The following is a 14,379-nucleotide window of genomic DNA, read 5'->3' as shown; positions in this document are numbered from 1 at the left end:
ACAGATCAGCCGCGGGCCAACTCCAACAACTTCGCCCGCCACGCAGCCTTCGCCGGCAGCGCCAGAAAAAACTCGTTGCGCAACGATTCCCGCGCCGGATAACAAAACGCTTCACCGTTCAGATCCAACACTTCGCCGCCCGCCCCTTCCAGCACACCTTGCGCCGCCGCCGTGTCCCACTGCGAAGTCGGCGCCAGTCGCGGATAGCAGTCAGCCACGCCTTCAGCCAGTAAACAGAATTTCAGCGAACTGCCGATATTCGCCAGTTGCAACTCACCCAGACTGGCGCTCAATCCGGCCAGTAAGCGCTCCTGCTCCGGACTGGAATGACGACGGCTGGCAACTACCGTAAATGCTTCACCCGGAGCCAGAGCATCGCGAACTTGAATTTGCTCAGGCGTGCCGCCGGTGTCGCCGCGCCATGCGCCGAGCCCGGCGCCGCCAACGTAAAACCGACCGCTGGTCGGAATCGACACTACACCAAACACCACCCGGCCGTTTTCGATCAGGGCGATATTAACCGTGAATTCCTCGCTGCCGCTGATGAACTCCTTGGTGCCATCCAGTGGATCCACCAACCACCAGCGCGTCCAGCCGGCACGCACGCTCTGGGGAATGTCGGCATCCTCTTCGGACAGAATCGGAATGCTCGAATCCAGCGCCGTCAGACCGGCCACGATCACATGGTGCGCCGCCAGGTCGGCAGCGGTGACCGGCGAATCATCGGACTTGGCGGTGACCGCCACCTCGGCGCGCCAGAACGGCAGGATCGCCGCGCCAGCTTGCAATGCCAGCTCGATCACCGGCGCCATCAACGGATGGGGAAAATTCATCGACACTTCACTCATGACTGAAAAAATCCGCGCTGGCTCAGCAGATCGCGGGTCAGATACAACGCCGCCAAGGCGCGCCCCTCGGTAAATTGCGGATTCTGCGCCAGCGTCGACAGATCGCGCAGGTTGACCTTGTCCACGCGCATTGGCTCGGGTTCATCGCCTTCAAGACGTTCTTCGTACAGGTCGGTGGCCAGCACAACCTGGATCTTCTGGCTCATGTAGCCGGGGGACAAGGACAGTTCGGTCAGATGCTCGAGTTGGCGCGCGCCGTAACCGGCTTCTTCCTTGAGCTCACGCTCGGCCGCTGCCAGCACATCTTCGCCCGGTTCGATCAAACCTTTAGGTAACGACAATTCGTATTCATCGGTACCGCCGCAGTATTCCTCGACCAACACCGCGTGCTCGCCGTCGAGCATCGCCACGATCATCACGGCGCCATAACCGGCGCCCTTGCCGACCAGTCGCTCATAGGTGCGCTCCACGCCGTTGGAAAAACGCAGCTTCAGCTCTTCCACGCAGAACAGACGACTGGTGGCAACAATCTCGCGGGCAAGTACGGTGGGTTTCTGGCGCATGCAAAGCTCCTTGGCGTGAACGCGCTACTATAACGCGGCTTTTCCGATTGTTTACGTCGGATATCTTTCTACCGTTCGAGACGTTGCCATGCCTTCACTACCCTGGTCCGACATCGATACCGTTCTGCTGGACATGGACGGCACGCTGCTGGACCTGCATTTCGACAATCATTTCTGGCTGGAACATCTGCCGCAGCGCTACGCCGATCGCCACGGCGTCAGCCGGGCCATGGCCGAGATGGAATTGCAGCCGCTATTCGAGCGCCATGCGGGTCAATTGCAGTGGTATTGCCTGGATTTCTGGAGCACCGAGCTGAAGCTGTCAGTGCGCGAGCTGAAACTGGAAACCGCACACCTGATCGCCCTGCGCCCGGATGCCGATACGTTTCTGGCGGCGATCAAGCAAGCGGGAAAACGCGTGGTGATGATCACCAATGCGCACCGTGATTCGCTCTCACTGAAACTGGAACGGATCGAGTTGGCACCGTACTTCGAGCGGATGATCAGCTCGCACGATTACGGCTTCCCCAAGGAGAACCCGCAGTTCTGGGATGCGTTGCAGGCTGATATCGGTTTCGACCCGGCGCGCAGTCTGTTCATCGACGACACCTTGCCGATCCTGCGCAGTGCACGGGATTTCGGTGTGGCGCATCTGTTGGCCGTCAAGGAACCGGACAGCCGCAAAGGGCCGAAGGACACGGCGGAGTTTGCGGCGGTCGGGGATTATCGCGATCTGATCAAAGGCTTATGACCCCTGTCGAAATCATTGTGGGATTCTGCGTTATTCAGGAATACGCAGCGTCTGCCCCGGATAGATCTTGTTCACGTCCTTGAGCAAAGGCTTGTTGGCCTCGAAGATCTTGTTGTACTGGTTGGCATTGCCATACACCGCGAGGGAAATCGCGCTGAGGGTGTCGCCCTTTTTCACCACGACAAAGCGTGCAGCAGTGACCGCCGGCCCGGTCACCGTAATCTGATCATCAACGCTGCCCACGCCCTCAATATTGCCCACTGCCAGCAAAATCTTTTCTTTTTCTTCCTGGCTCGCCACTTCACCGGTCAGCGTGACTTTGTCACCCTCAACGGTCGCCTGAATGTTCGGATTGCCCAACCCGACCTTGCTGATGTGTTCCTTCAACTGCTCGCCGGCATTGGCGTTGCCGGGGGTCAGCAGGTCGATCAGTTTTTCGCCCGCTTCTTTTACAAAACTGAAAATACTCATAGCGCACACTCCTTGATTTAGATTCCAGACGCCCAAGCCTAGACCACCTTGAGCAAATCCGGTTCCTGACCGACCAATGACCCTGCCCACACGCAAGCGTTAGAATCCCTCACCCCTTGCCTGCGCCCCGGAGCGAAGATGGACATCAAGCAGCTGAAATTCCTCATCGCCCTCGACGAAACCCGCCACTTCGGCCAGGCCGCCGCCCGGTGCCACATCACCCAGCCGACCCTGTCGATGCGCCTGCGCAGCCTGGAAGAAGAACTCGATCTGCCGCTAGTCAATCGCGGCCAACGCTTCGAAGGCTTCACCGCGCCGGGCGAGCGGGTGCTGGCGTGGGCGCGCACGGTGTTGGCGGCGTACGACGGTTTGCAGGCGGAAGCGGCGGCGTGTCGCGGCAATCTGGTGGGTACCCTGCGGCTGGGCGTGGTGCCGCTGTCGAGTTTCGATGCGCTGCCGCTGATGCAGCGCCTGCATGCGCAGCATCCGAACCTGCGCTTCGAACTGTCGGCGCTGAGTTCCGAGCAGATTCTCGAGCAACTGGCGAACAATCGCATCGATATCGGCGTGTCCTATCTGGATCGGCTGGACAACGAGCGTTTCGAATCGCTGGCCTTCAGCGAAACACGCATGGGTCTGCTGTATGACCAACGCTTCTTCACGTTCGGCGAGGAACCGTTGAGCTGGGAAGCGCTGATCGAGCTGCCGCTGGGCATGCTCACCAGCGGCATGCACTTTCGTCAGTCCATCGACCATAACTTCCACAGCCGTGGCCTGAGCCCGCAACCGCTGCTGCAAACCGATGCCGTGCATCAATTGTTGCAAGCGGTGCATGGCGGATTCTGCTGTGCGGTGATGCCGCTGGACGGTGGCCTGGAAAACCTCACCGATGACCTGCGTCTGCAACCGATTGAAAGCGCACAAACCCTCGCCCGTCTTGGCTTCATCATGCGTCGCGGCGCGCCACGGTCGGCGTTGGCTGAGGCCTGTTTCGCGCTGTATCAAAAATCGCCAACAGCGTCTTGATCGACGACATCTATCGGTAGATCAGTATTAGCGATTAGACGCGACAAGTTGCCGCGCCTAGTCTTAACGTTGATCAAACCGTCGGTGATGCCATGAACGCCAAGCGCCCTGCCTGCGCGGCGCCTGCTCTGCAAACGCCCGCGCCCTCTGCCAGCCAGACTTACAGCTACAGCGATCTTGCGTTGCAAGAGTCGACCAGCACCGCGCTGGCCGAAGAAGTCGCGTTGGCGATTGCCTACAACGGCATCAGCCAGGCCGTGATGCTGGTGACCCCGACCGACCTCGAAGATTTTATCGTCGGCTTCAGCCTCGGCAGCGGCATCATCGAACACGCCGAAGACATCTACGACCTGCAACTGAGCGGATCAGGCTCGGCGCAGTACGCCCAAGTAACCATCGCCAACCGTGCTTTCTGGAACCTCAAGACTCAGCGCCGGCAACTGGCCGGCACCAGCGGCTGCGGATTGTGCGGGGTGGAAGCGGTCGAACAGGCGCTGCCCGATCTCAAGGTGTTGCCCGGCGCACCGTTACCGCCGATTGAATGGCTCGACGGCTTGCGCCAGCGCATCGGCGCGTTCCAGCCGCTGGGCCAGCATTGCGGCGCAGTACATGCGGCGGTGTTCATGGACGCCAGCGGCCAGTTGCTGCTCGGGCGCGAAGACATCGGTCGGCATAACGCGCTCGACAAACTGATCGGCGGCCTGATCCGACAGAAGGTTTCCACCAGCGGCGGCCTGGCGATTGTCACCAGCCGTTGCAGCCTCGAATTGATCCAGAAAGTTTTGCGCGCCGGCATCCAGACATTGGTCAGCCTCTCCGCGCCCACCGGCCTCGCCGTGCAATGGGCGCGCCGCCACAATCTCAATCTCATCCACCTGCCGCAGAAAAATGCGCCGCGGGTGTATAGCCCAGAAATGGAGAAACACCTGTGAGCCAACATCATCAAGCCGACCAGAAACCTGTCCCGCGCTATAAGCCTTACAAAGGCGCAGCCGGCGGCTGGGGCGCGCTGATCAGCGTGGCTCAGGCCTGGTTGACCAGCGACAATGCGCTGAAAAACCTGCGCATGATGCTCAAGACCAACCAGAACGGCGGCTTCGACTGCCCGGGTTGCGCGTGGGGCGACTCGCCGGAAAGCGGCATGGTCAAGTTCTGCGAAAACGGCGCCAAAGCGGTGAACTGGGAAGCGACCAAGCGCCGGGTGGATGGCAAATTCTTCGCCAAACACAGCGTGACTGCGCTGCTGGAACAGAGCGATTACTGGCTCGAATATCAGGGGCGTCTGACCGAGCCTGTCGTCTATGACGCCGAGACCGACCACTACAAGCCAATTAGCTGGGAGGACGCGTTCGCGCTGATCGGCAAACATCTCCAAGGCTTGTCGAGCCCGGATCAGGCCGAGTTCTACACTTCGGGCCGCGCCAGTAACGAAGCCGCGTACCTTTATCAGCTATTCGTGCGCGCGTTCGGCACCAACAACTTCCCCGACTGCTCGAACATGTGCCACGAAGCCAGCGGCGTAGCGTTGGCGCAGAGTGTCGGCGTCGGCAAAGGCACCGTGACCTTCGACGATTTCGAACACGCCGATGCAATTTTCGTCTGGGGCCAGAACCCTGGCACCAATCACCCGCGCATGCTCGAACCGTTGCGTGAGGCGGTGAAACGTGGCGCGCAGGTGGTCTGCGTCAACCCGCTGAAAGAGCGTGGTCTGGAACGCTTCCAGCATCCGCAGCACCCGATCGAAATGCTCACCAACGGCGACAAGCCGACCAACACCGCGTATTTCCGCCCGGCGCTGGGCGGCGACATGGCATTGATGCGCGGCATGGCCAAGTTCCTGCTGCAATGGGAACGCGATGCGCAGAAGGCTGGCGCGCCAGCGGTGTTCGATCACGACTTCCTCAATGAACACAGCGTCAACGTGCTCGAGTATCTGGGTGTGGTCGATGACACTCCATGGGAGCAGATCGTCGAGCAGTCCGGCCTGACCCTGGTGGAAATCGAACAAGCGGCGCGCATGTACGCCAAAGGCAAAAACGTAATCATGTGCTGGGCGATGGGTATCACCCAGCACCGCCACTCGGTGCCGACCATTCAGGAAATCGCCAACCTGATGCTGCTGCGCGGCAACATTGGCCGGCCGGGTGCCGGTCTGTGCCCGGTGCGCGGCCACAGTAACGTGCAGGGCGACCGCACCATGGGCATCAACGAACGTCCGCCCGTGGCGTTCCTCGATTCGCTGGAACGACGCTTCCAGTTCAAGGTGCCACGTCACAACGGGCACAACGTGGTCGAGGCGATCCACGCCATGGCCGAAGGTCGCGCCAAGGTGTTCATCGGTCTGGGCGGCAACTTCGCTCAAGCCACCCCGGACAGCCCGCGCACGTTCCAGGCACTGACCAATTGCGACCTGACGGTGCAGATCAGCACCAAGCTCAACCGCAGCCATCTGGCCCACGGCAAAGATGCGTTGATCCTGCCGTGTCTCGGTCGCACCGACATCGACATCCAGACCGAAGGCCCGCAAGCGGTCACCGTGGAAGACTCGTTCAGCATGGTCCACGCCTCCAACGGCCAATTGCAGCCGCTGTCGAACCAGATGCGCTCGGAACCGGCAATCATTGCCGGCATCGCTGCCGCAACTTTGGGCAGCAAACCGGTGGACTGGAACTGGCTGGTGGCCGACTACCGGCGCATCCGCGAGCTGATCGCCGACACCATTCCGGGCTTCAAGGAATTCAACGAAAAGGTTAAAAATCCGGGAGGCTTCTATCTCGGCAACAGTGCCGGTGCGCGCAAGTGGAACACCCCTTCGGGCCGGGCGAATTTCCGTCCGAACGTGCTGCCCAAGGATCTGGTGCACGAACGCACCCGCGCCACCGGGCAATTGCCGGACCTGATCCTGCAATCGATGCGCTCACACGATCAGTACAACACCACCATTTACGGTCTCGATGACCGTTATCGCGGGGTCAAGGGTCAACGTGATGTGGTGTTCGTCAACGAAGCCGACATCATTCGACTGGGCTTCAAGCCGGGGCAGAAGGCAGACATCGTGTCGCTGTGGGACGATGGCCGTGAACGTCGGGTCAAGGGTTTCACTTTGCTCGCATTCGATATCCCGGCCGGGCAAGCGGCGGCTTATTACCCTGAAGTGAATCCGCTGGTGCCGCTGGAAAGCACCGGGGATGGCAGCCATACGCCGACGTCGAAATTCATCGCAATTCGCCTGGAAGCGGCGAGTGAGACCGGGTTGATCATGGCCAAATCGGCCTGATTTCTCACTTTTCAGCGCGCACAAAAAAGGCCGCTTTTGTATAAAAGCGGCCTGTCCGAAGTAGCTAAAGACCGGCGAAAATCGCTTAAGTTCCGCAGTTAAAACAGTAACTTGCGTAATTGTATACAAGTCGTGCTATTCGTCGGATTTCGATTGTCACGCCCATCACAGAGCCTCAGGATCGCGCCGTCATCCCTTTGAGGCTCCTCTATGAAGTTCTCCCAGATTCTCTTGTTGTCCCTTGGCCTGGTCAGTGGTTTCGCTTCTGCCGGAGGCACCACCGAAGCAGGTGTGGGCGGCGCATTGGGCGGGGTTCTTGGCTCGGTCGTCGGTCAGTCTTTAGGCGGCAACACAGGTTCCACCATCGGCGCAGCCTTGGGCGGCGCGGGTGGTAGCGCAGTTGGCGCCGACAAACGCAGCCGTGGCGAAGCGGCCATTGGCGGCGCGCTGGGCGCGGCCGGCGGTAACGTAGTGGGTCGCAGCCTTGGCGGCTCGACCGGCAGCCTGATCGGTTCGGCCGCAGGTGGCGGCGCCGGTGGCGCGCTGGGTAACTATATGGGCAACAAAAGTGATGACGACGACCGTCGTTACGACCGTGGCCGTGACGATCGTCGCTACTACCGTGACGACCACCGTGGTCGCGGTCATGCTTACGGCCACCGCAAGCATAAAAAGCACTATCGCCACCGTTAATGCGCATGCTTGAAGAAAAATCGCAGCCGAGGGCTGCGATTTTTTTTGCGCATTTTCAGACCACCAAGCGCTCCAGCGCTTCACGCAATCCGCCGGGAATGGCCACGGGTTGATTGGATGCCCGATCGACGAATACGTGCACGAACCGTCCCGCCGCGCAGGCCTCATCTTCGCCAGCCTTGAATACCGCCAGTTCGTATTGCACCGAGCTGTTGCCCAGTTTGCCAACGCGCAGGCCGATTTCGATTCGATCCGGGAACGCGATCGAGGCGAAGTAATCGCACGATGAGCTGACCACGAAACCCACGACTTCGCCGTCATGGATATTCAGCCCACCGACCTCAATCAGGTAGGTGTTCACCGCTGTGTCGAAGAAGCTGTAGTAGGTCACGTTGTTGACGTGACCGTAGGCGTCGTTGTCGTGCCAGCGCGTGGTGATGGGCTGGAAGTGCCGGTAGTCGGTGCGTTGCGGCGTCGGGTTGGACATCAATGTCGATTCCTCAAGTTATCTGCCCAGTCTAAAGGTAAAAACCTTTGCCTCGCGCCGCCAACTCACCGATCAACGGCGCCGGCCGCCATTGGTCACCCTGCCGCGTCTGCAACGCCAGCAAGCGCTGATGGATATCTGCCAGTCCCTCATCGTCCGCCCAGGCCATCGGGCCGCCCCGGTCCACCGGAAAGCCGTAGCCATTCAGGTACACCAAGTCGATATCCTGCGCCGACTCGGCAATACCTTCCTGCAAGATCTTCGCGCCCTCGTTGACCAACGCCAGCATGCAACGCTCAAGAATCTCATGGGCTCCGATCTCGCGACGTTGAAAGCCCAAGTCTTCGCTGACGTTCAACACCAGCGCATCAACCTCGGGATCATGCTCCGCCTGCCGGCTGCCCGGCTCGTAGTGGTAATAACCGTTGCCGGACTTCTGCCCGAACCGACCCAACTCGCAGAGCCGGTTATCAATCTGAACCTCTGGCGCATCCTGCCCTTCACCGGCGAGTTCACGCGCACGCCATTCAAGATCAATCCCGACAACGTCATACATGCGAAACGGCCCCATCGCGAAACCAAAGCTCTGCAACGCGGCATCAACCTGATGTGGATAAGCGCCTTCAAGCAGCATCTTACGGGCTTCGAGGACATACGGATGCAGCATGCGATTGCCGATAAAGCCATGGCAGTTACCCGATACCACGCTGACTTTGCCCATGCGCTCGCCCAATGCCAACGCTGCTTTCAACGCTGCCGGGGATGTTTGCGCGCCGCGAACGATTTCCAGCAGTTTCATGATGTGCGCGGGACTGAAAAAGTGCAGCCCCAGCACTTGATCCGGCCGCCTTGTCGCCGCTGCAATCGCATCGATATCCAGCGCCGACGTATTACTCGCCAGCAATGCCTCAGGCTTGAGCAAACCATCGAGCTCGCGGAAGATTTTTTGCTTGAGTTCAAGGTTCTCGTACACCGCTTCGATCACCAGATCGACATTGCGAATCGCCGCATAGTCCGCCGCTGAGCCAATCCTCGCGATCCGCGCATCGGCCTCGCCCTGATCAATGCGCCCCTGACGCACGTTATGCGCGTAGGTATCGGCCACTGCGCTCAGCGCCTGTTCAAGCATCTGCGGATTGTTGTCGACCCATTGCACCGTCACCCCGGCATTCGCCAGGCACATGACAATGCCACGGCCCATGGTTCCTGCGCCGATCACGGCGGCTTGCTGAATATCGAAGGCTGTCTGGCTCATTGTTGTTCTCTTGTTGGAGATCCAAAGACAAGTTTCACCATAGTCAGCCATCGGCGTTTTTTGAAGTTTATTAGCGTGATGATCAACATTCAGCGCGTGGATGAGACTGACTCAGAGGTGCGCCTCGGCCCAACTGCGCACTTGGGCATACGGATACTCCTCCAGCGCAGCAAATCCCGGAATTGCCCGAGCCTTGAGCTTGGTAAACAGCGGCACACTGATCCCGCACAAGAACCGCGTCAGGCGTTCTGCCGAAGGCGCATTGCCAGTGTGCTGCTCGTGCCTGTGGATAAAATCACTGCACAGCGCCTCGAAGTTTTTATCCACAAGCGCTGGCAAATCCGGGGGCGCCGGCAACCGCGCGATCTGACCATGGCAAACCGAACAATGCCCACATTGCTCGGGCGCATTGTGATCGCCGAAGTATTCGGCCAAGCGATAACCGAGGCAGCGCTCAGTGGCGAACAACTCAAGCATCGCGTGGATCCGCGCGACTTCTGTCTGCTCATGTCGGGTGAAATACGTGTGCAGTTCCGCGCTCAGACTCTGACTGTCGAAGTCAGTGTTCAGCAAACTGTAGACCTCGGTCATCTGCTTGCTCTCAAGCTCTACCCAGCCCTTCTCCTGAAAATAATCCAGCGCCTTCACCACCCGATTACGCTCAGCCGAATACTGCTCGTACATCGCGTCGAAATTCACCGTCGCCCATGTCCGTGCGCGACTGGACGTCCGGATGATCGCTGCGACGAAATCCTTGCGCTCGCCCTCGAAACGCTCCAGCAATGCCTCCGGCTCCAGCAGGTATTTGAAGCGGTACTCGGCGTAATACGCATAGCGCGGTGCGATCAGCCGACGCAGTTCCAACTGCACCAGCAGGGTCTTGAGCGGCAGCGCGCGGATGTTGCTCTGATCCGCCAGTGGCCCGAGCAAAAACTCCCATTGGCCGTCAGGTGCAGCGAGCTTCATTTCATCCAGCACATGACGGATGCCATCGCGCTCCGGCGTGTCACCGTAGACGAAGTTTTCCAGCACGTTGAGGCTGTCGCGGTTGGCCAGCACCAGACAATCCGAAGGCTGACCGTCACGCCCCGCACGGCCGATTTCCTGACTGTAGTTTTCGATGGATTTGGGCAGGTCGAAATGCACCACGTTGCGGATGTCGCTCTTGTCGATGCCCATGCCGAACGCAATGGTGGCGACGATGCAATTGGACTGCCCGCCCATGAAGCGTTTCTGGATCGCCTCACGTTTTTCATGTGGCAGGCCGGCATGATAAGCCTCGGCCTGAATGCCGCTGCGGCCAAGATGTTCGGCAATCTGCTCGGCGGTTTTTTGCAGGGTCACATAGACGATGCTTGGCTGGCCTGGACGCGCGCTCATCCATTCAACCAAGCGTCGGCGCTTGTCCTGGCCACGTACGGGCTCGACCAGCAGATTGAGATTGGGTCGGTAGAAACCGGTGGTTACCACGTCGGCCTCGGCGATGCTGAATTTGCTCTGCATGTCGGCGATGACTTTCGGCGTTGCGGTAGCGGTCAACAGCAAGGTTTGCGGGATGTTGAACTGGCGTTGATAGTCCGGCAGCTTGAGGTAGTCGGGTCGGAAGTTGTGGCCCCACTCGGAGATGCAGTGCGCCTCATCCACCACCAACAGCGAGATCGGTACCTGCTGCAAAAAATTGCGAAAGCGCTCGTTCTTCAAGCGCTCCACGGAAATCATCAGTATCTTCAATTCGCCGGACCGGGCACGAGCCATTACGTCGTTGGCATCATCGCGGCTCTGCGCCGAATCGATGCTGCCGGCCGAAATGCCGTGGCGTTGCAAAAAACCCAGCTGATCCTGCATTAGCGCCAGTAACGGCGAGACCACAAGAGTCAGATGCGGCAGTAGAAGCGCCGACAATTGATAGCAAAGAGACTTGCCCGACCCAGTGGGAAAAATCGCCGCTGCCGAGCGACCGGCGAGCACCGCGCTGACTGCCGCTTCCTGACCGGGACGAAACTGTGGATAGCCGAAAACCTGTTCCAGGGTGTTGTGCATTCGCTGTCACTCCGTTGACCGCTGACATGCCAACAGCCTAGCGGGCGATCGCAGCGAGTCGAGAAAAGGTCGGGGGCAATTCGATACGGGATGATACAGCGTCGGGCGACGGGCCACGGGTTGAAACAGGCGAGGTAATTTGTTTATCGCGCCGTTTGTCCGCCAAGCGGTAATGTGCCGGCTCCACAAAAATCTGCGCATGCCCCTTCACGCCAGGACGGCTGACGGGCGCAGATTCTCACCAAGGAATGATCATGTCGAACCGGTTGAAGTTACCCCTCGCCCTCATCGTCGCGTCACTGCTGCTGAGCGCATGTACGCCGCCACCCGATGGCTTACCGCCGCGCGCCGGTCTCTGGTTAGCGGATGCGGCTCAAGTGCGATGACCCCGCGCTAGGGCAACAGCACCGCAAGGCGCAGTTGCTCGTTCAATACCTGCTCATGCACGCCTGGGCTTTTACTCGCCCAGAGTGCATGGGCAGGGCTGATATCGCCTGTGAAGGCCGCTGCCAACTGACGCAAGTCGGCGACGCTGCGTACCCGCGGGCAAAACGCTTGGGCGTCACAGCTCTGACTGGAGTCGCGGTAAGTGCTCAGCAAACGATCCCAAAGTCCGTCACGTACTTGCCGGATCGATTCGAGGTGCACTTGCGGCACGCCCAGTTGCTGTTTCAATCCGCTCTCGTTCAACGCTTCGCTGGCGAGCAGCGCCTTGCCGAACATCAGCACTTCGGCGCGAGACGCGGTGTCGATGCCTGTCTGGTTCGTCAGCGAATCCGGCCACCCGGTGCGTTCCAGATTGGCCAGCACCAACCCGTTGCCCGCATCGGAAGCCATCGTCAAACGACAACCGCTGGCCCACAGCAAAATGATCGAGGCCATTCGTAGCCAATGCATACCTAATTCCCTTTAAGCGCGTGTCGGACGTTTGGAAACGCCCTACGGATTCTGGCGCGCACCATACAGAGGTTTGCCAGGAAACACCTGATAATCCAGTAGGAAACTTCTCATCTAAGGGTTTGGTGATGAAAAAGCCTCGAAAAGTCGTAGGGCAAATACCCGAGCCACGGAAAACCCCCTACGCATTCTGTCCATCGCGGCTGTCTTGTCCCGCTTGATCAGGCCCTTCTATAGTGGCCGGCGCGGCTGAACACTGGGTGTCGGCCCGCCCAAGCGACTGCATAAAGGACGCGCCTCAACCATGAACACCTTCGAACCGTTTGAATCCCGTTATCGCCCCCTTAAAAGCAACTACTGCGACAATCCGGTGCTGGTGATTGATACCGACGCAACTCAGAGTGATTTGCTCAATGCCGCCGAGCAACGCATGCGTGCAGCCACTGACCTTCTGGAAACTCTTTACTGCTTGTGTTTCAAACAGGCGGATGTGAAAGACATTCCGAACATCACCAATGCGCTTTATTTATTGATGCAGGATGGATGCGACCTGCTGGAAGTTGCAAAGCAACAAATTAAATAAGCCACATAATTTACAGACCTACAAAACTCGCAACAACCCACCGCTTTATTTATCGGAAAAACCAGCACTAGTCTGTTTGCTCTTACATCAACCAAGAGCACTACTCATGACAACATTAACTATTTTCTTTTGCGGCACGGGTTCCACAAAGTTTGATACCACCAATGGCAACTACTGGGACGGCGAACTGGTTTCCACGCTCGCCTCGCATCACGGCGGCCGCGAGTTCGCCGAGTGGCTGGTGGTTGACGGTCCCGGCACCAGCAATTTGCAGGCAGACGAACTGTTCACCAAGTCCAAAGACTACGGGCTCAGCGGCACGCTATTCGGCAAGGGCTGGGACGAAAACGTGCAACACGCCATGAATATCATTAAAGGCAAGTGTGACTGGCACCGCGAGCAACTGACCGAGGCCGAATACAACCGCCTGAAAGCCGCCGGCATCCCCATTGAAGATGTCAAAGTCGAAGGTTCGTGGATGTGGCGCAAATATAACTACGGCGATCGCAGCGTCACGCAACAGAAGTTGCAGGAACAGATAATCAAAACGTTTCGCAAGGACGGTGTTATCCCAACCAAAGTCAATCTTGTGGGTTGGAGTCGCGGTGGCATCAGTTGCCATATGCTGGCCAACGCAATGTTCAACGACAGCGCACTGAAGAACATCCCGGTGAACATCTTCGCGATTGATCCGGTGCCGGGCATCGGCAACTTTCAGGAGAACCGGGTCAAACTCAATTACAACGTAAAAGAGTACGTGGGCTTCTACGCACGCGACGAACGCTCGAAAGGCTTCAGCTGCGTCATCCCGCAAACGGCCACCGGCACCAAAACCAGCATCTACCCAATGCCCGGCCGCCACGCCACGCTGGTAGGCAATGCCGCGGCCGATGGCGTCGCTGGCGCGAAAGTGCTGGCCGAACCGGGCCTGATCGTCCGTCACTTCGCAGAAACCTGCCTCAAGCGCTGGGGCGTTACGCTGGCCAAGCCACTCAACCTGACCCCGGCCGACCTGCAAACCCACCACAACGCCATGACCCGCGCAGCCGCGCAGTACAAGGCGATGGAAAAGCAGTCCTACACCTATTTCACCGAACTGGATCAAGGCGAGCGCTACGTTTCGCTGGGCAGCAAAGGCGTGATTTTCTCGGCGGTGAAGGGCACGATCTACGCGCCGGCCACGGGGCTGAGCACCGCGCTGGGGGATGTTGCGGCGTATCAGCATATTGGTTGAGGCGACGAAAAAACCTACAGCAACGGCCTATGCGAACTTCGTCCTGTTCCTACAAGTGAAGACTCTTTATCGCCTATCGCGGCTTGGTGGCTCGAATCTATAGTCGACTCCGCCGCTGCAAGATATCAGCGGCTCAGGTTTGGTCACCTGAAAAACAGAGATAACTGATGCATGCCCTTGTATGCTGCCGACGTTTTTTGTCGGCTCGCTATATGGCGGCTGTGTTTGGGACGCTTCGGCGTACCGGGTTATCT

General features: G+C 59.0%; 14 protein-coding genes. 7 read left to right on the top strand and 7 right to left on the bottom strand.

Features of this window, described 5'->3' with window-relative positions:
• Positions 1 to 5: 5 nt before the first annotated feature.
• Both cysQ and nudE read right to left on the bottom strand, forming a co-directional pair.
• Entirely contained in the window at positions 6 to 839 is an 834-nt protein-coding gene (cysQ, locus tag ACP7EE_RS00755) for a 3'(2'),5'-bisphosphate nucleotidase CysQ (protein WP_420647163.1), read from the bottom strand.
• 5 nt (positions 840 to 844) lie between these two features.
• On the bottom strand, positions 845 to 1,411 hold the full coding sequence (gene nudE, locus ACP7EE_RS00750; RefSeq protein WP_420646781.1) for an ADP compounds hydrolase NudE: 567 nt from the start codon (positions 1,409 to 1,411) through the stop codon (positions 845 to 847).
• An 88-nt stretch (positions 1,412 to 1,499) separates the two neighbouring features.
• Here nudE and yrfG point away from each other — a divergent pair, with 88 nt between their 5' ends.
• Positions 1,500 to 2,162: a GMP/IMP nucleotidase gene (gene yrfG, locus ACP7EE_RS00745; protein ID WP_426232835.1), complete on the top strand. Its 663-nt coding sequence runs from the start codon at positions 1,500 to 1,502 to the stop codon at positions 2,160 to 2,162.
• Positions 2,163 to 2,192: 30 nt separating this feature from the next.
• Here yrfG and lysM read toward each other — a convergent pair whose 3' ends face one another.
• A complete protein-coding gene (gene lysM / locus ACP7EE_RS00740; protein ID WP_426201956.1) occupies positions 2,193 to 2,633 on the bottom strand; it encodes a peptidoglycan-binding protein LysM in 441 nt (146 codons plus the stop codon).
• Positions 2,634 to 2,771: 138 nt separating this feature from the next.
• Between lysM and ACP7EE_RS00735 the strand changes: the two genes are divergently transcribed.
• From ACP7EE_RS00735 to ACP7EE_RS00720, 4 genes are all read left to right on the top strand, one after another.
• Entirely contained in the window at positions 2,772 to 3,659 is an 888-nt protein-coding gene (locus tag ACP7EE_RS00735) for a LysR substrate-binding domain-containing protein (RefSeq protein ID WP_426232833.1), read from the top strand.
• A gap of 92 nt (positions 3,660 to 3,751) precedes the next feature.
• Positions 3,752 to 4,591 (top strand): formate dehydrogenase accessory sulfurtransferase FdhD, encoded by an 840-nt coding sequence (gene fdhD, locus ACP7EE_RS00730; protein ID WP_426232831.1) that lies wholly within the window; start codon positions 3,752 to 3,754, stop codon positions 4,589 to 4,591.
• Complete coding sequence (locus ACP7EE_RS00725) at positions 4,588 to 6,936, top strand: FdhF/YdeP family oxidoreductase (RefSeq protein ID WP_426232829.1); 2,349 nt, start codon at positions 4,588 to 4,590, stop codon at positions 6,934 to 6,936. The genes fdhD and ACP7EE_RS00725 overlap by 4 nt, the downstream gene beginning before the upstream one ends.
• Before the next feature lie 210 nt (positions 6,937 to 7,146).
• Entirely contained in the window at positions 7,147 to 7,629 is a 483-nt protein-coding gene (locus tag ACP7EE_RS00720) for a glycine zipper domain-containing protein (RefSeq protein WP_420646775.1), read from the top strand.
• 55 nt (positions 7,630 to 7,684) lie between these two features.
• Here the strand turns inward: ACP7EE_RS00720 and ACP7EE_RS00715 are convergent, their stop codons facing one another.
• The 4 genes from ACP7EE_RS00715 to ACP7EE_RS00700 form a co-directional block, all read right to left on the bottom strand.
• Positions 7,685 to 8,116 carry an acyl-CoA thioesterase gene (locus ACP7EE_RS00715; protein ID WP_426232827.1) on the bottom strand — a complete coding sequence of 144 codons (432 nt, stop codon included), beginning with the start codon at positions 8,114 to 8,116 and terminating at the stop codon, positions 7,685 to 7,687.
• 31 nt (positions 8,117 to 8,147) lie between these two features.
• Positions 8,148 to 9,371, bottom strand: coding sequence for a 3-hydroxyacyl-CoA dehydrogenase NAD-binding domain-containing protein (locus ACP7EE_RS00710; RefSeq protein WP_426232825.1), 1,224 nt, complete (start codon positions 9,369 to 9,371; stop codon positions 8,148 to 8,150).
• A gap of 111 nt (positions 9,372 to 9,482) precedes the next feature.
• The gene (locus tag ACP7EE_RS00705) at positions 9,483 to 11,411 is read right to left on the bottom strand and encodes a RecQ family ATP-dependent DNA helicase (RefSeq protein WP_426232823.1); all 1,929 of its coding nucleotides are present in this window, start codon (positions 11,409 to 11,411) and stop codon (positions 9,483 to 9,485) included.
• 393 nt (positions 11,412 to 11,804) lie between these two features.
• The gene (locus ACP7EE_RS00700; RefSeq protein WP_426232821.1) at positions 11,805 to 12,308 is read right to left on the bottom strand and encodes a polysaccharide deacetylase; all 504 of its coding nucleotides are present in this window, start codon (positions 12,306 to 12,308) and stop codon (positions 11,805 to 11,807) included.
• A 304-nt stretch (positions 12,309 to 12,612) separates the two neighbouring features.
• Here ACP7EE_RS00700 and ACP7EE_RS00695 point away from each other — a divergent pair, with 304 nt between their 5' ends.
• Entirely contained in the window at positions 12,613 to 12,891 is a 279-nt protein-coding gene (locus ACP7EE_RS00695) for a hypothetical protein (protein WP_426232819.1), read from the top strand.
• A 106-nt stretch (positions 12,892 to 12,997) separates the two neighbouring features.
• Positions 12,998 to 14,125, top strand: a complete 1,128-nt coding sequence (locus ACP7EE_RS00690; RefSeq protein WP_426232817.1) for a hypothetical protein — start codon at positions 12,998 to 13,000, stop codon at positions 14,123 to 14,125.
• Positions 14,126 to 14,379: the final 254 nt, after the last annotated feature.

It is taken from the genome of Pseudomonas sp. TWP3-2 (assembly GCF_049897765.1).
Classification (GTDB): domain Bacteria; phylum Pseudomonadota; class Gammaproteobacteria; order Pseudomonadales; family Pseudomonadaceae; genus Aquipseudomonas.
Note: the sequence above shows the minus strand (reverse complement) of the source record. Positions and strands in the feature narration are given on the sequence as shown.